Annotated in this window: 20 protein-coding genes; 15 read left to right on the top strand and 5 right to left on the bottom strand. The window is 56.0% G+C overall.

The window, feature by feature from the left end; translation table 11 throughout:
- Positions 1-66 precede the first annotated feature (66 nt).
- Positions 67-537 (top strand): alpha/beta fold hydrolase, encoded by a 471-nt coding sequence (locus ACHZCX_RS11500; protein ID WP_319587373.1) that lies wholly within the window; start codon positions 67-69, stop codon positions 535-537.
- Here ACHZCX_RS11500 and ACHZCX_RS11495 read toward each other — a convergent pair.
- Positions 530-2,290, bottom strand: a complete 1,761-nt coding sequence (locus ACHZCX_RS11495) for a VWA domain-containing protein (protein ID WP_319587372.1) — start codon at positions 2,288-2,290, stop codon at positions 530-532. The genes ACHZCX_RS11500 and ACHZCX_RS11495 overlap by 8 nt on opposite strands.
- A 170-nt stretch (positions 2,291-2,460) precedes the next feature.
- Between ACHZCX_RS11495 and ACHZCX_RS11490 the strand changes: the two genes are divergently transcribed.
- Together ACHZCX_RS11490 and ACHZCX_RS11485 are read left to right on the top strand one after the other, a co-directional pair.
- Positions 2,461-3,267 carry a hypothetical protein gene (locus ACHZCX_RS11490; protein WP_319587371.1) on the top strand — a complete coding sequence of 269 codons (807 nt, stop codon included), beginning with the start codon at positions 2,461-2,463 and terminating at the stop codon, positions 3,265-3,267.
- Positions 3,268-3,341: 74 nt separating this feature from the next.
- Positions 3,342-4,457: a hypothetical protein gene (locus ACHZCX_RS11485; RefSeq protein ID WP_319587370.1), complete on the top strand. Its 1,116-nt coding sequence runs from the start codon at positions 3,342-3,344 to the stop codon at positions 4,455-4,457.
- Between the two features lie 14 nt (positions 4,458-4,471).
- On the opposite strand, the gene ACHZCX_RS11480 is transcribed toward ACHZCX_RS11485, so the two are convergent.
- Positions 4,472-4,789: a cupin domain-containing protein gene (locus tag ACHZCX_RS11480; protein WP_319587369.1), complete on the bottom strand. Its 318-nt coding sequence runs from the start codon at positions 4,787-4,789 to the stop codon at positions 4,472-4,474.
- 398 nt (positions 4,790-5,187) lie between these two features.
- Between ACHZCX_RS11480 and ACHZCX_RS11475 the strand changes: the two genes are divergently transcribed.
- From ACHZCX_RS11475 to ACHZCX_RS11440, 8 genes are all read left to right on the top strand, one after another.
- Complete coding sequence (locus ACHZCX_RS11475) at positions 5,188-6,474, top strand: sodium:proton antiporter (protein WP_319587368.1); 1,287 nt, start codon at positions 5,188-5,190, stop codon at positions 6,472-6,474.
- A gap of 241 nt (positions 6,475-6,715) precedes the next feature.
- Positions 6,716-7,306 (top strand): TetR/AcrR family transcriptional regulator, encoded by a 591-nt coding sequence (locus ACHZCX_RS11470; protein WP_319587367.1) that lies wholly within the window; start codon positions 6,716-6,718, stop codon positions 7,304-7,306.
- Positions 7,307-7,509: 203 nt separating this feature from the next.
- A complete protein-coding gene (locus tag ACHZCX_RS11465; RefSeq protein ID WP_319587366.1) occupies positions 7,510-9,648 on the top strand; it encodes a SulP family inorganic anion transporter in 2,139 nt (712 codons plus the stop codon).
- A gap of 13 nt (positions 9,649-9,661) precedes the next feature.
- Positions 9,662-10,888, top strand: a complete 1,227-nt coding sequence (locus tag ACHZCX_RS11460) for a response regulator (RefSeq protein WP_319587365.1) — start codon at positions 9,662-9,664, stop codon at positions 10,886-10,888.
- A gap of 179 nt (positions 10,889-11,067) precedes the next feature.
- The gene (locus tag ACHZCX_RS11455) at positions 11,068-12,870 is read left to right on the top strand and encodes an ATP-binding protein (RefSeq protein WP_319587364.1); all 1,803 of its coding nucleotides are present in this window, start codon (positions 11,068-11,070) and stop codon (positions 12,868-12,870) included.
- Positions 12,851-13,222, top strand: a complete 372-nt coding sequence (locus ACHZCX_RS11450; protein ID WP_319587363.1) for a response regulator — start codon at positions 12,851-12,853, stop codon at positions 13,220-13,222. The genes ACHZCX_RS11455 and ACHZCX_RS11450 overlap by 20 nt, the downstream gene beginning before the upstream one ends.
- The gene (locus ACHZCX_RS11445) at positions 13,222-13,884 is read left to right on the top strand and encodes a histidine kinase dimerization/phospho-acceptor domain-containing protein (protein ID WP_319587362.1); all 663 of its coding nucleotides are present in this window, start codon (positions 13,222-13,224) and stop codon (positions 13,882-13,884) included. The genes ACHZCX_RS11450 and ACHZCX_RS11445 overlap by 1 nt, the downstream gene beginning before the upstream one ends.
- 43 nt (positions 13,885-13,927) lie before the next feature.
- Entirely contained in the window at positions 13,928-14,404 is a 477-nt protein-coding gene (locus ACHZCX_RS11440; RefSeq protein WP_319587361.1) for a response regulator, read from the top strand.
- Between the two features lie 21 nt (positions 14,405-14,425).
- Here the strand turns inward: ACHZCX_RS11440 and ACHZCX_RS11435 are convergent, their stop codons facing one another.
- Together ACHZCX_RS11435 and ACHZCX_RS11430 are read right to left on the bottom strand one after the other, a co-directional pair.
- Positions 14,426-15,835, bottom strand: coding sequence for a sigma-54 dependent transcriptional regulator (locus ACHZCX_RS11435; protein ID WP_319587360.1), 1,410 nt, complete (start codon positions 15,833-15,835; stop codon positions 14,426-14,428).
- On the bottom strand, positions 15,832-17,058 hold the full coding sequence (locus ACHZCX_RS11430) for an ATP-binding protein (RefSeq protein ID WP_319587359.1): 1,227 nt from the start codon (positions 17,056-17,058) through the stop codon (positions 15,832-15,834). The genes ACHZCX_RS11435 and ACHZCX_RS11430 overlap by 4 nt, the downstream gene beginning before the upstream one ends.
- 243 nt (positions 17,059-17,301) lie before the next feature.
- Between ACHZCX_RS11430 and ACHZCX_RS11425 the strand changes: the two genes are divergently transcribed.
- The gene (locus ACHZCX_RS11425; protein WP_319587358.1) at positions 17,302-18,795 is read left to right on the top strand and encodes a fused MFS/spermidine synthase; all 1,494 of its coding nucleotides are present in this window, start codon (positions 17,302-17,304) and stop codon (positions 18,793-18,795) included.
- A gap of 324 nt (positions 18,796-19,119) precedes the next feature.
- Here the strand turns inward: ACHZCX_RS11425 and ACHZCX_RS11420 are convergent, their stop codons facing one another.
- Positions 19,120-21,675 (bottom strand): sigma 54-interacting transcriptional regulator, encoded by a 2,556-nt coding sequence (locus ACHZCX_RS11420; RefSeq protein WP_319587357.1) that lies wholly within the window; start codon positions 21,673-21,675, stop codon positions 19,120-19,122.
- A gap of 333 nt (positions 21,676-22,008) precedes the next feature.
- Here ACHZCX_RS11420 and ACHZCX_RS11415 point away from each other — a divergent pair, with 333 nt between their 5' ends.
- From ACHZCX_RS11415 to ACHZCX_RS11405, 3 genes are read left to right on the top strand one after another with little or no spacing between them, the layout of a single operon-like run.
- Positions 22,009-22,308, top strand: coding sequence for a DVU0150 family protein (locus ACHZCX_RS11415; RefSeq protein WP_319587356.1), 300 nt, complete (start codon positions 22,009-22,011; stop codon positions 22,306-22,308).
- A 23-nt stretch (positions 22,309-22,331) separates the two neighbouring features.
- Positions 22,332-23,387 (top strand): sulfite exporter TauE/SafE family protein, encoded by a 1,056-nt coding sequence (locus ACHZCX_RS11410; RefSeq protein ID WP_319587355.1) that lies wholly within the window; start codon positions 22,332-22,334, stop codon positions 23,385-23,387.
- A 23-nt stretch (positions 23,388-23,410) separates the two neighbouring features.
- Entirely contained in the window at positions 23,411-24,028 is a 618-nt protein-coding gene (locus ACHZCX_RS11405; protein ID WP_319587354.1) for a DUF4881 domain-containing protein, read from the top strand.
- Positions 24,029-24,068: the final 40 nt, after the last annotated feature.

The following is a 24,068-nucleotide window of genomic DNA, read 5'->3' as shown; positions in this document are numbered from 1 at the left end:
GCTTTCCGTACGGCGGAAAACCATCCAATCAGCGACTCTTGTCCTCTTTGTAACACGGAGCCCCCTATGCCCCCTGCCCTCTTTCTCCATGGCCTTGACTCCTCGATGCGCGGCACCAAGGCCCAATGGTTCAGGCACCATTTCCCCGAGGTGCGGATGCGCGATTACGAGGGCGACCTCGACCAGCGGCTGGCCCAACTGGAGGACCAGGTGGCCGGACTGGACCGGCTCATCCTGGTGGGTTCGAGCTTCGGCGGCCTGATGGCTGCCTGCTTTGCCATCCGCCATCCCGAGCGGTGCCGGCGGCTCATTCTACTGGCCCCGGCGCTCAACTTCAACGGTTACCAGCCACCGCCCATTCCCCTGACCGTCCCGACCATCCTGGTCATGGGCGAGCACGACACGGTCTGCCCGCCGGACCTGGTGCTCCCCCAGGCCCGGGCCACCTTCAACAACCTGGAGGTGCGAATCGAGGACGACGATCACATGCTCCATCGCACCTTCCCCGTCCTCGACTGGCAGGCACTGCTTACCTGAGCACCGGATGCGGTGAGGGCTGGGGTTCGGGCCGACCATCCGGCTCTCCCTGCTGCCGCGCCAGCAACTGGCTGGCTTCCACCAGGCGGTAGAACTCAGCCCGGTAGCCCTCAACATCAAAGCCCCTGCCAGAGCGAGCCATTTCCAGGCACTGCTCCCAGGAAAAGGAGCCGAGATGCTCCGAATGAGTAAGCAACATGCCGTACCCGGCCACGGCGGCGGCAAAACGGAAGTCAGCCGTCGTCTGTTTGGTGGCCACTTCGCTAACCGGCAGGCTCATCAACCGGGAAGAGTGTTCACGCAGTGGTTTGTAGCGCAACTTGACGGTCATCCATTCCTTCGCCCCTCTGTCCGGGGCTGGTTGCACCGCCTGATACTTGAGGGGATCCAGCAGGGGGATCGCCTCGTGATCTGCCGGAATCAGCTCGTAGAGTGCTGTCACCCGATGGCCGACGCCGATCTCGCCGGCATCTTTGCTGTCATCACGGAAATCCTCGTCGGCCAGGGCCCGGTTCTCATAGCCGATCAGCCGGTAGGCCCCCACTCGGGCCGGGTTGAATTCCACCTGAATCTTGACGTCGTTGGCCAGGGCAAAAAGGGTGCCGCTCATCTCCTTGACCATCACCTTCTTGGCCTCCAGCAGGGTGTCGATGTAGGCATAGTTGCCGTTGCCCTTGTCGGCGAGAATTTCCATGGTATCATCGTGGTAATTGCCCATGCCGAAGCCGAGCACGGTCAGATAGATCCCGCCCTGGCGTTCCTGCTCGATCAGCCGTTGCAGCTCGTCGCGGCTGGTGACGCCGACATTGAAGTCGCCGTCCGAGGCCAGGATAACCCGGTTGTTGCCCTTGGCCATGAACCCTTGCCGGGCCAGCTGATAAGCGGTACGGAGGCCACCGGAGGCATGGGTGGAGCCGCCCGCCCGCAGCCGGTCGATGGCGGCAAGGATCTCCTGCTGCCGGTTACCGGGGGTGGGCGGTAGAACGACGCTGTCGCCGCCGGCGTAAACGACCATGGCCACCCGGTCGCGCGCGCCCAACTGCCGCACCAGCAGGGGCAGGGCCTGTTTGAGGAGCGGCAGTTTGTTGGCATCCTGCATCGATCCCGAGACATCGATGAGAAACACCAGATTCGATGGCGGCAACTGCTCCTTGACCAGATCGCGGGCTTTCAGGCCGATGCGCGCCAGTTGGTAACCGGAATGAAAAGGACTGGGCCCAACCTCGGCACTGAGGGCAAAGAGTTCACTGCCCGTGGGAGCCGGGTAGTCATAAGAAAAATAGTTGATCATCTCCTCGATCCGGACCGCGCCCACCGGCGGTAGATTGCCGCCATTGACAAAACGGCGGACATTGGCGTAACTGGCAGTGTCGACATCGATACTGAAGGTGGAGAGCGGATCGCGGCCGGCGTTGATGAAGCCGTTTTCCTGGTTGGCGTTGTAGGATTCCCGGTTCCAGGTTGGCACCGGCGCACTGGCGGGCATGGCCTCCCGAGCGACTGTCCGGCCGATGGCGCCCGAGGTCTTCATGGGAGCGCCCGCAGCGCGGGTCGACATCGCGTCGGCTTGAACAGGCGGCGGCTGAGGAAGTCGTTCCTTGTCGGCCTGCTGCGGCTCAGCCTTTGGTGCCACATTTTCGGCGACCTGAGTCTGGCCGGTTTGCTCTTCTTTCTTTTTCGCATCCGTGGTCGGCGACGAGCACCCGGCCAGAAGCGCCACGGAAAGCAGCAGTGTTAGGGTGAGTTGTTTCATGATCAGGCTCCTTGATGTGATTTCTGGTGGATGGTATCTGCACCTACAGAAGGGGGCTTTGTGCCCCTGTTGTCTCTTTGGACGGCTTCCGCGCCGGGATGTGTCGCAGCAAAAATGAAAAAAAATGGCATGAAGCACCAACCGGGGCAACCGGTTGAGGAACACACCCTTTGAACTCCTGGCGGGAACAGGCCCTGGCCCACTGGGAGATGATCAACCGCATGGCCGGGCGCCGCTTTGGGCAGGCAGAGCTGGCCGAGGAGGCGGCGCTGTATGTCATGGATGGGCTAGCGCAGGATGACTGGAGCCGGTTGCGTTCCTTTACCGGCCGGTCAACCCTGGCCACCTACATCGGCGCGCTGACCCTGCGGCTGCTGGAGGATTTTGCCCGCGCCCGCTTCGGCCGGGTCAAACCGCCGCTATGGGTTCGCCGTCTCGGCGGCCTCTGGATGACGCTCTTTCGCCTGCTCTGCCTGGAACGCTATTCCCCCGCCGAGGCTGTAGAGATTGTTGGCAATTGCCAACCTGGCCAGGGACGGGCGGCCGAGGAGGCAGCCTACCACATCCTCGGCGAGCTGCCCGCCTGCGGCGAGCATCGGGGCGAACAGACCGAATTCAATGAGGAAACCGGCCTTCCGGATTCGGAGGAAGAGTGCTCCGTTCAGGAACAGCACCTGGAACAGGAGGAGCGCCAGCAACTGTTTGCCATTCTGGGCCGGTTCCTCTTTGACGATACGGCGGCTGAGGGTGATTCGAGGCTGCTGGAACGGGTTGCAGCGGCGGGCATCAGCCTGGAATCCAAGGAACGGCTGCTGCTCAAACTCTGTTACCGGGATGGGGTGGCGGTGGCCGAGGCGGGACGGATGCTGGGCTGGAACCGGCACCAGGTGCACGGCCGGCTGAGGCGGCTGCTGGAACGTTTGCGTCAGGATCTGGCCAACGCCGGATTGAGCGAGGAGCTGCGCCTGCTTTTATGATCAGCCACCGACACAAACGCCACCAGGGACCGTCCAACACAACACAAGAGATCACGAAACGACAATGAAACCCCATGGCCAAAATCACCGAGCTTGAGAAAAAAAGAACCGCGGAACGGCGGCTGGCCCTGCTCGTGTTGGCCGGCGAGCAGCCGCACGCCAGTGGTTCCTGTCTGGACCTGGAAGAACTGGCGGCCCTGGTCGAGGGCAAGCTGGCACCGGAGCAGGTCGAACCCTGCCTGGACCATCTGGCCGGCTGTGAGCACTGCTACACCCTCTGGCGGCAACTCGACCGGGAATGGCAGGAACAGGCAGGAAAAAGTGGCCGCAACACCTTGCGAAGATTGATCAGGCAACCACGTTTTCTGACGACCGCAGGCTCACTGCTGGCAGCCGCCGCCAGCATCGCCGTCTTTCTCAACATCACCACCCAGGCCGACCGGCACACCCTGATGCGCCTGCCCGAACAACCGGTTCAAGAACAGGTGTCGCCAGCCCCAACCGCAGAACCGATGAACAAACTCGCCACCGAAAACGGATTCGCCCCTCCGCCGCCGCCGGCATCGATGAGTCCAAACCAAACCCAACAACCCGAGGAGCAAGCTGCCGCCCCGGCAACTCCGCCTCCGGAAAGCAGCAAGAAAAAGGTCCTGAAACAAACCTATCGGGACAAATCGGAAGCCCAGGACGCGGCTGGAGCGGCACAACCGCCGGTCAGAGCGGCCAAGCGTGAAGAAAAGGGGGCGCAGGCCCCGGCTGAGCGTGCCACAGCGGTTGGCGAGAGCACACCGGCAAACGCCGACATGCTGGAGGACAAAAAAGAACAGGAGGCGATGAGCCTCCCGGAAAAAAGTGGAGCAGCCCCCAAAGCCACGCCGCAAGCTGCGCTGCGGACGGGAGCTGCAGCCCCCTTACCTGCCCCGGTTGCCGGATCAGCCCCGCCGCTGACCCTGGCCGAGTGGCAGACCCGCATCCACGAGGGGTGTCAGAGGCAGCCCGGAACCGATTTTATGGCCACGATCAGCCATCAGGGCCAACACCTGCTGCGGGAATCTGCCGCCTTGAACAAGCAGGAAAGGCGGCAGATCGAACGTCTCCTCGCCGTGATCACCAAGCAGCAGCCAGCCGAGCAGCAATGCCGAGCACTGTTGGACATCCTGGGCCCGGTTCCCCAAGGACAAGGGCGATAGCGTTTCCTGCCCGCTCAGATCGGCGGGGCGATGGTCACGACGATCCGCATATCGGTGGTCGCCTTGACCCCGTGTGGTTCGCGGATATCCGAGATCAGCATATCCCCGGTCTTGGCTGGCATGGTCACTTCATTCTCGGCGAGAAAAGCGCCCTCACCCTCGATCACCAGGATCGACAACTGACCGTCGAGATCGTGGGAATGGATCGGAAACAGGGCTCCGGCCGTGAGATTGAAGTTGAGAATTTTAAAATGTTCGGAATCGTGAAGGACGATAGCCTTCATCCCCAGTGGATTAAACTCCCGCGTACTGGCCAGTTCGATTTTTTTCATGATGTAACTCCTGATGGGAAAAGTATACTCTTCAGCCGGGTTGGATGGAAAGGCAGACGCAAGACCTCGTTATTTTTACGCTCTTCCCATAGCCGGGAGGCTTTTTCTTACACGGGCTTTCCGTTTTGCCGGCTGCCTGTTTCATTTGTTCAATAACCACACACCTCTTTGCCGGCAAGCAATAAATACCTCACAGAGAATCCATACATGCCCGATGCGCTGCTTTCGTTTCATTTAACTTCACCTGTTGCTTTTTCTCTCAAAAAACTTTCTTATTGGCGCCATTCATGGCAGACTGTCCACAAAAAAGATGGATCTATACTTTCTCCTTTTATTACAATATATTAGTTAAATCATTTCTTGCAACATCCCTTTAAATTACCCCTGTTGTAAAGGCTATGGAATCCTCTGTCACTCTAGAACTGGCAAAACACCTGCTGCTCTCATTCGGCATCATTCTCGCTGTCGGCACGATGTGCGGCTTTCTGGCTCAAAAAATTAAGGTGCCGGATGTCGCCGTATTTCTCGTGGTCGGCATGCTCCTCGGGCCAGCAGTCACTGGAATGATCAACATCCGTGCGGAATCGACGCTCAACCAGATTATTATCCTGTTTGGGGCCTGTTATATTCTTTTTGACGGCGGGGCCTCGATCAAGCTGAAGGTCCTGAAGGAGGTGTGGATCACCCTTGTCGTCCTCTCCACCATCGGCGTTCTGCTCACAGCGGCCATCACCGGTGCTGCAGCTCATTTTGCCTTGCAGCTTCCGCTCCTGCCGGCCCTGCTTCTCGGGGCAACGATCGCCTCCACCGATCCCGCTACCATCGTCCCTATTTTCCGTCAGGTGAAAATAAAGGATCGGGTTTCGCAGACGGTGATCAGCGAGTCTGCTTTCAATGACGCAATGGGTGCCATTGTGACCTTTGCTGTTCTGGCGGTCACGATGGGGGCTGGAGATTTTTCCCTGACCTCATCCCTGATGGATCTCTTGAAGCAGTCCTCCATCGGTATTCTGGTCGGCGGGATTTCGGGATATATGGCTGCCCTGCTCATAGCGCATGAAAAATTCAATTTTCTCGAGGAATATGCACCAGTAATTACTCTGATGGCGGTGATTGGGGCCTATCTCGGTGCCGATGGCTTTCATGCCAGCGGGTTTATGGCCGTATTTGTCTTCGGTATCATGATCGGCAACAAGGAGTCGTTCGGTTTCCAACTAGAACCCAGGGAAAATGAAAAGCTGGAAGAATTTATTTTGACGACGTCCCTGGTCATGCGCATGTTCATTTTCATCCTGCTCGGCTCCCAGGTCGACTTCGATCTTATCAATAGATATCTGGCTGGTGGTATTGCTGTTGTCACAGTCTTCATGCTGGTGGCCCGACCTGTCACTGTTTTCTGCTGCGCCCTTCCGGATAGACAGGCGAAGTGGAGCATGCAGGAATTGCTGTTCATGTGCTGGACGAGGGAGACAGGGGTCATTCCGGCGGCGCTGGCCGGTTTGTTGATTGGTGCCAAGGCACCGGGAGCACACATCATCGCCTCCGTCACGTTCATTGCCATCCTCATGACCATCCTTATTCAGGCGACAACGACCAAATGGCTGGCGGGGAGACTCGGCCTGCTTGAGGAGACGCCCGTTGACGCTTCTTCCTGCAAAGGAGAAACCGGCAAGCTAGGGCAATAGCGGTTATTCCATTTTTGCTGATAGACACGAGAAAGAACGATTCCTCAGCGTACCCCATCAAGGCAACCAGGTTCTCGCCCAGGCACCCCTCGTCCCCCAACTTCAGGTGCTTCCTGAAAATCACATCTCCCTCCGAGTGCTGATTCCTTTTTTTAATTGACAAGATCCGCTGAAAAATCGTATACAAAACTGACTGAGCGCTCAGTCTAAATCTAACGAGAAATAACCAGGTCTGTCTAGCGTGAAAAAAAAAGACGCAATCATCCAGGCTGCAACATTTTTGTTCTCACGCAAGGGCTACAAAGACACGGCCATGGGCGAGCTGTCGAAAATGACCGGTGTCGCCGAGGGCACCATTTTCTACCACTTCAAAAGCAAGCAGGGAATTTTTCTCGCAATTCTCGGCAGCTTGAAGGAAGACATCCTGCCGGAATTCGAGCGCTACCAAAATGCGGAATCGGAAAAAACCGGACTGGACATGGTGGAAGAAACGATCTCTTTTTACCTCTATATGGCCAAGAGCAGGGCAGACCTCTTTGCCATCCTCCACCAGCGCTACCCCTACGAGCTGGCGGAAAACAACCCCGAATGCCGGGACATCCTCGAGGCTATTTACAACTGCTTCGTTGACATTTTCGAAAGTGCCATCGCCGGCGGTCAGGAAGACGGCACCATCGATCCGGACCTCACCGCCCGCAAATCCGCCTTGATCGTGTTCTCGATGGTGGACAGCATGGTCCGCTTCCGGATGAACAATCTCTACGATGTCGGGGCGCTTTATAAAGAATTAATCGATTCCTGCCGGCGGATGCTGGAAAACAGGAAACGATGATACAACGAGGTGGTCTATATTCAACATTTGACGGTTTCGCTCACAACGGGCAGGTCGCTTGCTGTGTCATTTCGAGCGCAGCGAGAAATCTAGGAGGAACAAGGGGATTTCTCGTCGCCGTGCTCCTCGAAATGACAGTATTGGCCTTTGTTGCGAGTCCGTCACCCTTAACCCTTTAGATGATCTGAGGTGAAACGAACGGCATGATCAAACGCATTTTTCCCTTCCTCGACTGGTTCTCCGGTTACAACCTATCCCTGTTCAAGGCGGACGGTATCGCTGGCCTGACCGTGGCCCTGGTGCTGATCCCCCAGTCCATGGCCTATGCGCAGTTGGCCGGCATGCCCGCCTATTACGGGCTCTACGCTGCCTTTTTGCCGCCGATGGTCGCGTCGCTCTTTGGTTCGAGCCGCCAATTGGCCACTGGGCCTGTTGCCGTGGTTTCCCTGATGACCGCCGCTTCCCTGGAGCCTCTCGCCACCGCCGGCAGTGAAGGCTACATCGCCTTTGCGATTCTCCTCTCCCTGCTGGTTGGCCTCTTCCAGCTTGCTCTCGGCGTCCTGCGCCTTGGGCTGGTGGTCAATTTTCTCTCTCATCCGGTGGTCAACGGCTTCACCAACGCCGCAGCCATCATCATCGCCACTTCTCAGTTGTCCAAGATGTTCGGCGTCAACGTCGACAATGCGCAGCACCATTATGAGACCATCGTGCAGGTGGTGCAATCCGCTGTTCATTACACCCACTGGCCGACCTTCGCCATCGGCGCCCTGGCCTTGGCGATCATGATCACCCTCAAGCGGACGGCCCCCAAAGTGCCCAATGTCCTGGTGGCGGTAGTCGTCACCACCCTGCTTTCGTGGATGATCGGCTTTGAGCACAATACCACAGTAGATAGCGCTGCCATCCAGTCACCGCCGGCGCTGGAACTGATTTCCTCCTTCAACAAAGTCACCAACGGTATTCCCCCCTTGGCCGAGGAGCGAACCAAGACCAGCAAGATACTCGAGGAGGCCCAAAAGGGACACCATGCCATTGCCCGTCTTGATGCTGAGCATGAGGATAGGGTTATCCAATCCCAGATCGAGGAACTCAAGGACAAGGCCCACATCTACCGGGAAAGAATCAGGTTGCTGCTCTTCAAGGCAGCCATCCAGGCAGACAACAGCGTTCTCTATTATCCGGCAGATCAACTTCCGGCAGATGCAAAAACCGACGGCCGCACCTGGCGCATCCGGGTGGGCAACAAGGCGATCAAGCTCGATAAGCTGCCAATGACCGGCGGCGGTGAGGTCATCGGCGTGGTGCCCAAAGGGTTGCCCGCCCTGGGTATACCCAAAGTTGACTTGAACGTCATGCTCCATCTTTTCCCCTACGCAGCCATCATCTCACTCCTGGGTTTCATGGAGGCCATCTCCATTGCCAAAGCCATTGCCAGCAAAACCGGCCAGCGCATCGACCCTAACCAGGAGCTGATAGGACAGGGACTGGCCAACATCATCGGCGCCATAGGCAAGAGCTACCCGGCCTCAGGCTCCTTTTCCCGTTCGGCAGTCAATCTCCAGGCAGGCGCCGCCACCGGTATGGCAAGTGTCTTCACTGGCCTGACGGTGGTTATTGCCCTGCTGTTCTTCACCCCCCTGCTCTACCACCTGCCACAGTCGGTGCTCGCAGCCATCATCATGATGGCGGTCATGGGCCTGATCAACGTTTCCGGTTTTCTCCATGCCTGGAAGGCGCAATGGTACGACGGCCTCATTTCAATTCTCTCGTTCCTCTGCACCCTCTGGTTCGCGCCCCATCTCGACAAGGGTATCATGCTCGGCGTGGTGCTCTGCCTGATGGTCTTCCTCTATAAAAACATGCGGCCAGTGGTCAGTTCCCTGACCAGGGACCGGGACAGGGTCCTGGTCTGTGCGGTCCGCAAGGGTCTTGACGAGTGCAAATTCCTGTCCATCATCCGCTTCGAAGGCCCGCTCTTCTTTGCCAACGCCAGCTATCTCGAGGACAAGATCTCCGACCTGATGCTGTGCAAGGCCACCTTGCGCCACGTCCTTGTTGTCGCTAACGGCATCAATGATATTGACGCCTCGGGTGAAGAAACATTATCTTTACTGGTCGGCAGACTGCGCAGCGCGGGCATCGACATTTCATTCAGCGGCGTCAACGACACCGTGATGCAGGTGTTGGTCCGGACTCATCTGTTCAACAAGATCGGCACTGACCATGTCTACTCGACCATGGAAGAGGCCTTGGGCCAGATTCACCCGGCTTTACATTCGGAAGAAGAATCGAAGATCTGCCCCCTGGGGGCATACCCAAAACCAGAGATCATCCACCCATAAGAGAGGATTCCCCATGTCCGTGATTACGGTTTTTAACGCACTCTATTGCAATGAAGAGCTCATTGTGCCGCAGCTGGTCGCCAAGACCGGTTACCGGCTCGTCAACGATAGCGAGATCGTCGCCCTGGCGAGCAAGCTGTCCGGTATCGCGCCGGAGCGGATCAGCCGGGCCTTTTCCTCCAAGACCTCGCTGTTCAATCCCTTCACCCACGAGAAGGAACGCTCAATTGCCTATCTGCGGCAGGCGGTGGCCGAGATCCTGGCCGAGGGCAACATGGTGGTGGCCGGGTTCTGCTGTCACTTTGTCCCCTCCTCCATTTCCCATATCCTGCGGATCTGCCTGATCGCGGAGATGACCTACCGGTTGCAGTTGGCCCAATCCCTGCCTTCCGCGGAAAAAGATCCGCTCAAGGCCATCCATAAAAACGACGAAGACAAGGCGGCCTGGATTCTGCAGCTCTTAGGGAAGACCGATCCCTGGGATCCGTCGCTCTATGACATCGTCATTCCCTCTGATAAAATCGGAGCCGATGAGAGCATTCACCTCATTATCCGTAATCTCCACACCGATGTTCTCGCCCCAACCGAGGCTTCGCTGGCTGCCCTTGCCGATTTCAAACTTCAGGCCAAGGTCCAGGTGGCCCTAGCCCTGGAAGGTCACGGAGTGAGCGTCAGCGCCAAAGACGGAGAGGTAACCCTGACCATCGAAAAAAACGTATTGATGCTGAGCCGGTTGGAACAGGAACTGAAAGAGATCGTAAGTAAAATTGAAGGGGTGCAGACCGTGAGCACCGAAGTCGGCAAGAATTTTCATCAGGCGGATATCTACCGCAAAGTTGATTTTCAGGCCCCCTCAAGGGTTCTGTTGGTTGATGACGAACGCGAATTTGTCCAGACCCTCTCGGAACGTCTACTGCTCCGCGATATGGGGTCGGCAGTCGCCTATGATGGTGAATCGGCTCTGGAAATGCTGCGCGAAGACGAGCCCGACGTCATGATCCTGGATCTGAAGATGCCGGGTATTGATGGCATGGAGGTGCTCAAAAGGGTCAAGGCAACCCAACCGGAAATTGAGGTAATCATCCTCACCGGCCACGGCAACGAAACCGACCGGGAGACCTGCATGCAACTGGGGGCCTTTGCCTACTTGCAGAAGCCGGTGGATATCGACATCCTCAGCGAAACCATGAAAAAGGCCAACGAGAAGATCATGCTGCGACGCCAGGAAAAGAGCGCCTAACCCTCTTCACCTTAAGGATGGCGCGGCAGACCTCCCATAGTTTGCCGTGCCATATCCCCCCGTCGATATCCTCGCCGAAACCGACTCGACAAAGTATGCCGTACCTGTCTCCTGCTCCGGGGGGCTGCGAGTTAAAGGGCCTTGACGGGAGCATCGACCTTTTTATGCGAGAGGACGCCATGCTGGATCGACTGAAACGCTATAAGCCCGGATTTCTTGATCATCACGATCAGTTGTCGGGCATGTACAAATCGCTCTTCAACTTCAGCCTGTTATGGAAGCAGTCCATCGTCACCACCCTCGCTGTTGTCCTACTGCCGCTGCTTACCCTGGCGATTGTTGACTACAACGTCAGCACAAAGGCCTTGGAATCCGAAATGCTGCTCCGGACCACCCGCCTGGTCTCCAACACCAGGCGGACCCTGACCTCCTATTTCGATGAACGGAAATTCGCCCTTAACTTTGTTATTCTCGACAACACCTACGACCAATTGTTGAATGAGCAACGACTTAAGCAACTCCTTGAAAATTTGAAAAGCGGCCTAGGGGAATGGTCCGATTTGGGAGTCATTGACCACACCGGTGTCCAGCGAAATTACGCTGGCCCCTATCCGTTGCAGGGTATGGACTACAGTCAGCAGGAATGGTACCGGAAACTTAACTACACCGACACGGATTCGTATCATGAGACCATCTCGATGCGTTCTAATATCAGTGATGTTTTTCTCGGATTCAGAAACACTCCCCACATGGTCATTTCCGTGCTCCACAGCAACCCATTCGGCTTGGACTGGTTGCACTATGTCCTGCGGGCCAGCCTAGACATTGATCGCCTCAACAACATCCTCTCCCAGATGGAGGTCAGCGGCAATGGCGATGCCTTCCTGATCAATCAGGAAGGAATAATCCAGACACCGTCGCGACATTACGGTGACGTCATGAAGAAGTTTCCCCTTGCCGTTCCCCCCATGGCAGACCGGACCCAGGTTGTGGAGGGCCAGGATCACCTGGGCCGTGACATCCTTACCGGTTATGCCTACATTACTGGCACGCCTTTCATCCTCATGGTGATCAAGCAAAAAGAAAATCTCATGCAGTCCTGGGAGGCCGCCGGCGCCAAACTGCTCATCTTTCTTGCCGGTTCGGTCCTGGCCATCGTGGCGGTGGTGGTTGGCATCTGTACCTACCTAGTCAACAGCATCTATCAGGCTGATCAGAAACGGCTTGCCTCCCTGCATCAGGTGGAATACGCTAACAAAATGGCCTCGATTGGCCGATTGTCGGCGGGCGTGGCCCATGAAATCAACAATCCGCTGGCGATCATCAACGAAAAGGCCGGGTTGATCAAGGACCTCTTCACCTTCCGCCAGGAATACGCCAGCGATCATCGTCTTATTGGCCTGGTGGATTCAATTATCAGCTCGGTGGAGCGGTGTGCAACCATTACCCGACAGATGCTCAATTTTGCCCGCAATATTCAGGTCAGCGTGCAGAAGGTCAGCCTCAAGCAGGTCGTCAACGATGTCCTCGAATTCCAGACCAAGGAAGCGGGCTACCGCAGCATCACGATCAACGTCGACATTCCCGACGAGATCCCCGAATTTTTCACTGACCGGGGCAAGTTGCAGCAGGTGTTCATCAATCTGGTGAACAATGCCTTTGCCGCGATGAAGGACGGGGGCAAGCTCGACATCATCAGCCGTCCGGACGACACCGGCAAACGGATTGTCACCACGGTCAACGATACCGGCTGCGGCATTCCGCCGGAAAACATCAAGAAAATTTTCGAACCCTTTTTCACCACCAAAAGCGGCAGCGGCGGCACCGGCCTGGGATTGTCCATCACCTATGGTCTGGTCAAAGAAATCGGCGGATTGATTGATATTGAAAGCATCGTCGGCAAGGGGACGACCTTTATCATCACCCTGCCGCTCGAATACCATGCGGAGAAAGGAGAAGCTCATGCGCGTGTTACTGGTTGACGACGAAGTTGAATTGGTTTCAACCCTGGCGGAACGACTCGAAATGCGGGGGATCACCGCCACCTGGGTGTCCGATTACCGGGCGGCGCTTGAGGCCGTTGAAAAAGAGGCGTTTGATATCGGTCTGCTCGATGTCCGGCTGCCGGAGATGAATGGGCTTGATTTAAAAAGGCTGATTGAGGCCCGACAGCCGGGAATGAAGTTTATCTTTCTTACCGGCCATGGTTCGGAAGAGGATTTCAAGGCCTGCTCGGCGGAGAGCGGCAGGGAATACTACCTGATCAAACCAGTGCAGATCGAAGTGCTCATGGCCAAACTCAACGAAATCTTTCAAGAGCAAGGAGACCAATAATGAGCAGTTATCACGGCAAAGTTGACACCCTGGGCCTGAGCTTTTTCGGCAGCATGACTGCGTCCATCTCCCACGAGATTAAGAATGCTTTGGCGGTCATCAATGAGAATGCAGGATTGCTTGGTGATCTGGTCGGGCTGGCAGAAAAAGGACGTCCACTTGATCCGGAACGTTTGAAAACGATCTCGGTCAACATTCGTCGCCGGGTACAAAGCGCCGACGACATCGTGCGCAAACTAAACCGCTTCGCCCATAGCGCTAATCAGCCTGTTATCACAACAGATATCCGAGAGATTTTTGAATTCACGATTGCTTTGGCTGAACGCTTAGCCACCATGAAGGGGGTGACCTTTTCGGTAACGCCTGGGGAGGTAATAGAGGTGCAAACACTCCCCTTTGTCGTCGAAAACCTGCTGTGGATCTGTTTGAAAAATTTGTTTCTAGTGACCACTGGAAATCAAAACGTTGAACTAGGGGCTCAGAGTGAAGGCTCAGAAATTGTCATATTCCTAAAATTTAGCGCTGAAATACCAGTGGCGCAAATCGAGACAATGGTTGCCGCCGAGGCACAACCGCTGATTTTCTTTCTCCGGATGCAGATCAATGCTGACATTCAAAGCTCCCAACTTCGCCTGAAAATGCCTAAGAAATTTATGGAATGAGAAGTTAAAGTTCAATCGATATTATAAATTCAATGAGGATGCTATGGCTGTAAAAGTGTTGCTGATTGACGATGACCAAGAGTTTCTTGATATTCTGTCAGAACGCCTGACCATACGGGATATGGAGGTGAAAACGGCTGCATCTGCCAAGACAGGTCTTGATCTCGTGAAGAACACTTTTTTTGACGTGATCATTCTCGATTTGCAAATGCCTGAAATGGATGGCTTGCAGGCTCTAGAGCAACTTACAGCGATAAACCCCAACCTCCAAATCATCTTATTGACGGGTCATGCCACTGTGGCAAGGGGGGTGCAGGCAATGAAATTGGGCGCAGTTGACGTCCTTGAGAAGCCGGTGAATATACGAGAGTTGGTGGAAAAGATCAGAACAACTTCCACCGAAAAAGTATTCAAGTCAAAAGGTCATTCTGGATTATCCTCACCTACAGATCAACAAAGCATCGTCTCAAGATTGTTTCAATCGATTCATACGTTACTCAAAAAGAACGACCACCCCTGAGCTCACAGCCGTTCAATCCAATCAGGTCCCAGTCTCCACCTTTTCCCGGTATTGGTGCAGTGCAATCCCGTACTTGTTGATCTTATCATACAGACTCTTGCGGGAGATACCCATCATCTGATGGGCCGCACTCACCTGTCCGCCGACCCGGCGGAGCACCTCCTCCACATACAGTTGCTCCTGCTGTTCCATGTACTCCTTCCAGGGCAGGCAGGACATCTCTGGACTCATCATCGGTACCGCCGCCGTTTCCCCCACCAGTCCCGGCGCACCCAAGACACAGTAGCGGCGAACAAAATTGCGCAGCTCGCGGATATTGCCCGGCCAGTCCTGCTGCATCAACTGACGGATCAATTCCGGGGAACAGGGGCGGATCTCGCTGTGCTGGCCATCACAGTATTCCTTCCAGAAATAATCGACCAGCAGAGGAATATCCTCCCGCCGCTCCCGTAGCGGCGGCAGATGCACCGGCAGGACGTTGAGGCGAAAATAGAGATCCTGGCGAAAGGTACCCTTGTTGATCTCCGCCCGCAGGTCACGGTTGGTGGCGGCGACGATCCGCGCCTTGAGGGGAATAGCAGCATTGCCCCCCAGCCGCGAAAAGGAACGTTCTTCCAGGACGCGCAACAGTTTGGCCTGCAACTGGGGTGGCATCGAACAGATCTCGTCGAGGAAGAGCGTACCCTCGCCGGCGTATTCAAATTTGCCCACTTTGCGCTGGATCGCGCCGGTGAAGGCCCCCTTTTCATGACCGAAGAGTTCGGATTCGATCATTTCCGAGGGCAGCGCCCCCATATTGACCGCCACATAAGGCGCTTTATCCTGACGACTGATGGAATGAAGGGCCCGGGCCACCAACTCCTTACCTGTGCCGGTCTCGCCGATGATCAGCACCGGATCGGACTCATGGGCAATGGTCTCGATCAGGGCATAGAGGCCGAGCATGGAAGGATGGCTGCCGACCAGGCCGTAAAAGCGGGTGCGGCCCTCACGGGTGGCGGTCAACTGCTGTTCCAGGCGCCTGTTTTCCAGCACCAATAGCCGCCGCTCAATGGCCCGCGACAGGGTGGCCAGGATGATGTCCTCGTCCGCCGGCTTCTGGAGAAAATTGTAGGCCCCTTTCTTGACCGCCTCCACCGCCAAGCTGATGTCGCCATGTCCGGTGATCAGAATCACCGGCAGATCGGCATCTTTCTCCAAAATCCGCTCCAGCAGAACCATGCCGTTCATCTCCGGCATGCGGATGTCGGCCAGCACTGCGGAAAAGGTATGCGCATCGATACTGGCCAGAGCCTCAAGCGGATTCCCGAAGGTTTGCGCCGCGTAACCGTTGAGCACCAGGGTCTGCTTGATGGCCGCCAGCAAGTAAAGGTCATCGTCAACGACGAGGATTTCCGGCACAGACGGAGGCGGCTGTTGCTGCACCTTCATGCCTTCCCCCCCTGCTGCTGCCCCAGGGTCGCTTCCTGCCGATACTGGGGAATGTAGACGGAAAAACAGGCCCCCTTGCCGGGCGTGCTTTCCAACTCGATGTAGCCGGAAAAGCCGCGAACAATCCGGTCAACAATCGATAACCCCAGTCCCATGCCGGTGCCGACCTCGCGGGTGGTGAAAAAGGGATCAAAAATCTTTTTCTGCAGCACTTCGGGGACGCCCTCGCCGTTATCAGCAACAGTCACCTGGATATAGGGTTCCGTCTGCATGGTGGTCAGGTTGAGACAATTGGTGACGCGGCTGGTGATGGTCAACCGGGGCACAACCACTCGCCCCATGGCCTGGATGGCGTTCTGCACCAGATTGAGAAAGACCTGCTCCAGCCGGACCTCCACCCCCAAGACCTCACAAGGCTGCTCGGTCAACCGCAAATCAAGAAAAATCTCGCTCAAGCGCAAATGCGATTCCAGGAAACTCAGGATCTTGCGGATGATCCCGTTCAACTCAACCGGTGCCTGTTCTTCCTCGACCTTGCGGCCGAAACTGCGCATGGTACTGATGATTGAGGAGGCTTTGTTCACCCGGTCGATGATGATCTGCAGGTTTTCCCGCAGCATCTCGGTGTGATCGCCCGGCGCATCCAAGGCCTTGAGACAGTTGCGGGCAAAAAGCAAGATGGCGTTCAGCGGCTGGGTCAGCTCATGGCCGACACCCGCGGCCATTTCGCCCAAACTGGCGAGCCGGCTGGAATGGATCAGCTGCTTCTGCCCCTCCTGCATCTGCTCCATCAGGTCGTAAAATTCACTGCAATCAGAACAGATCAACATGTGCAGCACCAGACCATTCGGATTGACATGGGTGGAGCCGCGCATCTTCACCGGCAGGCCGGCGCCCTTGCCGGTTTTGAGATGGGCCTCGAACTCGGTGAATTCCCCCTTGGCAAAGGCCTGGCGGATTGCCTCGGCCTTGTCCGGCCCCACGAGATCCTCAAGGGTCAGTTGCCGGTCGTCATCCAAAGTGAATCCGGTACGCTGGAGAAACTCCCGGTTGGTTTGGATCACCCGGAAATCCTGATCCATGAGCAGAAACAACTCGGAAATGCCGGCAAGGATGCGTTCAGTAAACGACCGGCTGGCTTCCATTTCCTCGTGCTTTTTCAAGACGCGGACAACCAGATCCTGCCGCTGTTTCTCGAGTATCTTTATTGCCTGATCATGCATTCCCGTCCTCCCGGCTGTTGTAAGTTGCAGCCGGATAATACCCTTGGCCCTTCCCTTTCGTCACCCAATTTACACAGGTTTGGAGGATTATATCAGCGCTGTTTGCCCCTGCTCCACGCGATGGACGGCTCTTTTTTCCTGGATAAATTGGCCGTTCTCCGGTACCTCTGCCCTCAGTGGCCCGTTTTTCAGGAAATGGCAAACGGTCTGATGACGGATGTCTCCCCCATGTGAGGATCGACCATGCTCCATTGCTGCATTTTTCTCTGCGGCGCCGCCCTGATGATCATCGAACTGACCGGCTCCCGCATTCTTGCCCCTTTCCTCGGCACCTCGCTGGTTGTTTGGACCAGTCTGATCGGCATCATCCTCGCCAGTCTCAGTCTTGGCGCCTGGTGGGGCGGAATCCTCGCGGACCGCCATCCTCAACCCCGGCTCCTCGGGAGGATCGTCCTCCTCTCCGCCTGGGCAACCGCCGCCATCGGCTTGTCGAAAACCTGGGTGCTCGAATTTCTTCTGGGCGCGGGTAGTCTGCACACCGTCGCCATCGCCGCCACTGTGGCTCTGTTTGCACCGGCGGCCATCCTGCTTGGCATGGTTCCCCCTTTTGCCGTACGCCTTTGCCTGGAAGATCGAGACCATGGGGGACGGACGGCGGGCAGCCTCTATGCGATTTCCACCGTCGGCTCCATTGTCGGCACCTTTCTCGCCGGTTTTGTCTTGATCGCCTGGGTTGGCAGCACTGCCATTCTCTTCATCACTGCCGCCTTCCTGGCGCTGGCTTCCTGGCTGGCCGATTCTTCGAACCGTCCCCTGAAGGGTGCATCCATGGTCTTTTTCGTGCTGGCCGTGTTCTTCTGCCGCCAGCAGGATCACTGGCTGGCGCAGCAAGGTTTTATCGACCGTGACACCCCATATAACCGTGTCCTCGTCTATACCGGCAAGGAGGCTGGCAGCGACCGCATGACCCGGGAGATGGTCACTGGACCCCAAGGCCGGCAATCTGCCATGTACCTCGATGACATCACCGAATTGGTCCTGCCCTACACCCGTTTTTATCGATTGGTGGAATATTACCGTCCTGGCGCACGCCGCATGCTGGTGCTCGGCGGCGGCGGCTACTCTTTCCCCAAATACGCCCTGGCTCAGTATCCCGAGCTGCAGATCGACGTGGTGGAACTCGACCCCGGCATCACCGACCTGGCCAGGAGCCACTTCGGTCTTACCGATCACCCCCGACTCACCATTATCGAAGAGGATGCCCGCACTTTTTTGAAAAAGGTCCCCAACCGGTACGACGTCATCCTCTGCGACGTATTCAACTCGCACTATTCCATCCCTTTCCATCTGGTCACGGTTGAGGCCATCCAGCTGATGCGCGCCGCCCTCAAACCGGAAGGCGTGGTCCTGGTGAATCTTCTCGCCGCGCCCGAGGGCGTTTCAAGCCGTTTTTACAAGGCTCTGCGCGCAACCTTCAACACGGCCTTTGCCTCGGTTGAAGCCTTTGCGGTGATTGATCCCGTTGACCGCCAACTGTGGCAGAATATGTTGCTTGCCGCCAGCAACAAACCGCCTGTCGACATGCCCAAGGATCCGACCCTGCAGCGGATGCTTTCTCACCGGCTACCTGCACCTCGCGACAGCATTGCTCCCTTCACCGACGAATACGCCCCGGTAGACCGCTACCTCGGCGAATTGAGCCTGCAGGCTGGGCCAATAAAGAAGAAGGATTCATAAAGAGAAACTCTGTGTATAGGTTTCCGTCGCGGAGTAAATAATTCGAACCTCAGCGAAACCGGCCGCCAACGCGGGAAAAAATCAGTTCCTTCCTCGTACCCCTCCCAATACAAATCCCCGAACCACTGCAACGCTAGACAGCTGCACAAAAAACCTGTTCCGGACAGAAAGAAAAAACGCCATATTCTTGCGTCTATTCCTTCCAAGAAGCTCACTTCCTTTAGCGCAGGATGCCCGTCATTGCGCAAAAAAATTCGTAAAACCGTTTATTGCGCATTGATTCCCAAGACAGAAACTTGCACGATCAGACACACCAACGCTTATTCAGACCACATAGGACTGCGTCACCATATAGCGGGAAGAAGGGCCACGGCCTGATTTTTTCAGCAACCCCTTGGCAACGAGATCGTGCAAATCGTACTGAGCGGTGCGCACGGAAATAGAATCGTCAACGGCCACCTGGTATTCGCTCCGGCTGACCCCCCCGTTTCGAGCAATGATAGGCCATGCCTTGCGCTGTCTGGGATTCATGTCCTGTCTCATTTTCTGATCCTTTACAGGGCTCTCCTGCTCATGATCCGGAAAAATTAACTGCTTTTCAGCTGGCGGCGGCAAGGGCCTGGGAGTGGCCGCTGACAGCAACTCGATCGCCTTGGCCGTATCATTTGAAACATTACCACCTCTTTCATCGAAAAGAACATGCTCAGCTAGAAGGAGGTCACCCTCGGCAAAGGCAAGGGAGCGAGTGATGCAGTTGCGCAATTCGCGGATATTGCCAGGCCATTCATGGCTCAACATCTTTTCCAGAGCGCCCCGGCTGATGCCAATGGGGCCAACCCCAGACCGGGCCATGTTTTCTTCCAAAAAGTAATTGATAAGCACAGGGATATCCATTTTCCGCTCACGCAGGGAAGGGGTGTTGATGGTGATCACGGCCAAGCGGTAATAGAGATCCTCCCGAAACTCACCCGTAAAAGCCAGCTGCAATAAATCGACATTGGTCGCAGCGATGATCCGGGCATCAAAAGCGACGTCTTGATCCGAGCCGAGCGGGCGGATACGCCTGACCGAAAGGGCCCGCAGAAGTGCCTGTTGCACCTTAGGCGAAGCATTACCGATTTCATCCAGGTGGAGGGTGCCGCCCGAGGCAGCTATAAAGGCACCCTTACGATCAGACTGCGCATCGGAAAAGGCGCCTTTGACATGTCCAAACAGGGCGTCCATGAGCAGATTTTCGTCCAAGGCACCGCAATTGATGGAGATGAACGGCCCCTTGGCCCGATGACTGACCGAGTGAATAGCCTCGGCAGTCAATTCTTTTCCCGTTCCGGTCTCGCCGACAATCAAAACATCGGCGAGCACACGCGAGGCCTTGTGTATCTGTTGGCGGAGCCCGCCAACAGTCTGGCTGCCACCGACAATGCCGTACAAGGGCATGGCCAGCAAACGCTCGTCGAGGAGCGGATTCCTCCTGATTTCTTTTCCCAGATCAACACGCTGCCGCATCCGATCGTCCTCAACCAGACCTTCACGCAAAAGTGAGTCACTGCGCGCGATCTGCAGTTGCATGAGGAGAATATTGATGGACCGTTGGAACTGATTGATTTCGGCAAAAAGCGGTCCAATAGCCAGGGGAGTCGGGTCATCGCCGCCGGCCCGGACCTCAACCGCCTCGAGCAACAGCTCCAGTGGCCTGCAGATGCGGCGACTGACAAAATACATAGCGATAAACACCAGCAGGATGCTGACCGCCAAACAGATGGCAAGCGTTGCCGCGATTCTGTAGGTCGAAGCCATGAAAACGAAACTGGTGTCAACACATCCGATTCCGCCCACTATCCGCTGCGAAGTAGAATTTTCCGCAAACACAATGGGTACATAACTCAGATACAGGGACCGGTCGCTTCCGGAGGGCGCCAAAAATGGCCGCGTCACCAACATCTGGCCATTCCTGCCCGCCTGAATATCCGAGATCATCACCCAGTAAAGATCGTGGGCAGCCCCTGGTCGAAAAGCCGTAGCGAACCCCGGCCGGCCGACATCTCCCTGCAAGCCCATGCGCAACAAATCAACCGACAAATCGCTTTTTTTCTGATCGGGTGATTCCGATTGAAAAAGAAGCCAGCCTGAGGCGTCAAAGAAAAAACTTTTTTTGTGTTCGCTCTCCTGAGGAAAAAGAAAGAGAGGCGACTGCTTGGAGTTGTGCAGAGAGAGAATGTCGCGCAAACTTGGCAGATCGACCGATAGAGTCAACTGCCCTTTATAAGTTGCATTGTCGTCATAAACGGCGGTGGAGAGACGAATAACATGCATGCTGAGAGCACTCAGAGCACCTTGGACGTGCACGGAAGGATAGACCACCTCCGTGGGCTCACTGATTTGAATATGTCCCGCTGGTTTGCCAGCCAACTGATCGCGGCCGGAAAAGATGCCAAATTTCGCGCCCAAAGTCTGGTCGAGGGGAACAGAAACCACGGCTGATCCGGTATTGACGAGGACAAAACGTTCCTCGGCGGTCTTTCCTTGAAAGGCTATTTCCCGATACCGGGTGCGTTCCTCGGAAGATTTCGATGCAAGATGATGGGTCATCGATTCAGGCGTCAGTGGAATGCGAGCGAGAAAATCCAGCTCATAGCGGGCCGCCACCAGCAACTGATTGATTTCATGGGCCTGGGCGAGGGCACGAATTTGGGCATTTCTCGAATAGGCCTGGTCAAGATACGTTGCCGCGATCTGATAGATCGTGACCACCGTTGCAACAAGAATACCCCCCATCAAGAACGTACCGAAAAGGACCAGAAACTTACTGATACTCCAGGCATAGATCGAACTGTCGGCCCGAATCACCGGATTAAGCAGCGGGGGATGGGAATAGCGCATTCTCAGTTCTCCTTGCGGCATTATCTCTTCACGTCACGAAAATACCCTCTTTCGCTATCACAAATCACGCAAGAACGCAATCTCAAAGAAACTAATCACCTTGATTTAAAGATAAAAATATAATTGCGTTAATTGTGGCATGCTATTTGTTTACCACCAGGCAGCTCCTTTTTCTAACCGGGTACCGCACTCCCCCGTTGTAGAAAAATCCAGCCGGTCTGAGCGCCCAGACTCCCCCTCTGCTGCGCTCAGATCTTATCTCATGAACAACCCGGGACAAGACTGCACCGGGATAGTGAAGCCAAAAGCAATCAAACAAACGAGGAGAACACAATGAAGAAACGAATTCAGCGGTTATGGTGGGCACTCCTGACCCTGGTCCTGTTGGCCCCCAGCATGGCCCTGGCCGCCGGCGGCGGTAAACTGGCTCAGGTCGTCATCGTTGCGGACACCCGCAAACTTGACGGTATTATGGCCTGGTGGGCTAATCTCTATAATGAAAGCCACCTGTACTTCATGATCCTGACTGTCATCATTATCCCGACCACCGGTGTGGTTTTCGGTGTCCTGGCGGACATTATCATGGGATGGATCGGCATCGACCTGAAATCCCGAGAACTGGCTGAACATTAATTCGAAATTTCAAGGAGAAAGTTATGGAATGGCTCTATATTCTCATGCCCATAGCGGGCGTTAAAATTTTTTGGCCCGGCCTGATCATTCTCGGTATCGGCGTCGGCATCATCGGGGGCTTCTTCGGCATGGGCGGCGCCTGGATGGTCACCCCCGGCCTCAACATCCTCGGCTTCCCCATGGCCTTCGCCATCGGCACGGATATTGCCCACATGGCTGGCAAATCGCTGATCTCTACCATGCGTCACGGTAAATTCGGCAACGTTGACTATAAACTCGGCATCATCATGCTGGTGGGCACGGTTGTCGGCTTTGAGTGCGGCGCCCAGATGGTCATGTGGCTCGAGCGGCTCGGTTCGGTCGAGAAAGTTGTCCGCTGGATCTATATCGGCCTCTTGGCCTTCATCGCCTGGATGGTCTTCCATGATGTGGCAAAACGCGCCCAAAAAGAGCGAGCTGCGGCCGCGCGGGGTGAAAAACTTGACGTCACCGCAACTGGTGTTGAATGGCATAAAACCCTGCATAAAATCAAGATCCCGCCGATGGTCCACCTGGAAGTGGCTGGTATCTACTGCAGCGCCTGGCTGCCGATCTTCGTCAGCTTCCTCACTGGTTGGCTCGCTGGCATCCTCGGCATCGGCGGTGGACTCATCCGTATGCCGGCCCTGATCTACATGATCGGCTGCCCGACTCACGTAGCTGTCGGCACCGACCTCTTTGAAGTGGCTATCTCCGGTCTGTATGGTGCTGCGACCTACACCTTCAAGGGTCGTACCGAATTGGTCGCCGCCATGGTCATGCTGGTCGGCGCCGCCATGGGTGCTCAAGTCGGTGCAGTCGCCACCAAATACATCAAGGGCTACGGTATCCGCATCGCCTTCGGCCTGGCGGTTATCGGCTGCGCGCTCTCCATTCTGATGAAGTTGGTCCAACCCTGGGTGCCCGAGTACAAGGCCCTGCTTGACACCTCTTCCACAGTTCTTGTCCTTGGCTTGGTCAGTGCAATGTCCATTTATATCTTTGTCAGGATGATTGCCGGGGTCAAAGAGGAATTGCGTCAGAAGCAGCAGAAAATCTAACCAGGAGAATGCATAAGGAGAATATGATGAACATCAAACACATACTTTTCGCGGTGGCCGCGACCTCCCTGGCCATGACCCTCGTGGGATGCAAGGACGATTTCAGCAAGGTGGAACAGGGCAGAACCATTGCCTTCAACAAAGACACCAGAGAGGTCACCCTGATCCATGACAGCGCTATGGATACCTTGAAACCGGTCTACGATGTCCTGCCGCCCTCGGTCTTCAAAATGCCGACCGACCCGATGGAAACCGGACCAGACCCCAAGGCCGGTCAGCGGATGAAGCTCGATACCGACAAGAAAATCATCGTGATCTTCGACACCAAGACCCAGAAACTGGTCGATATCCCGATCACCATTGTCGACCTGCAGACACCCATTGACAAGGAGCACCCGCTGGTCTATGACAAGGCCGAGAAGAAAGCCAAAAAATTCCCGGCAATCGATAAGGAAAAGAAGACCATCACTATCTACTCCGGCCGTCAGAAAATGCTGTGCACCTTCTCCGTCCCGGATCAGTACTTTGGCTATCCTGAAAGCACCTGGGATGCAGGCGACGAAGTGCGGCTGACCTACAAAACCGCCGGTCAGTCCCTACGGTTTATGAACGTCTCCAAAACCGATATCTTCAAGAAGTAATAACCGATCCACGGGCGGGGCCTCGGCCCCGCCCGCTGTT

The organism is uncultured Desulfobulbus sp., from assembly GCF_963662935.2.
In the GTDB taxonomy this organism is placed as follows: domain Bacteria; phylum Desulfobacterota; class Desulfobulbia; order Desulfobulbales; family Desulfobulbaceae; genus Desulfobulbus.
This window is presented reverse-complemented; position numbering and strand designations above follow the sequence as displayed.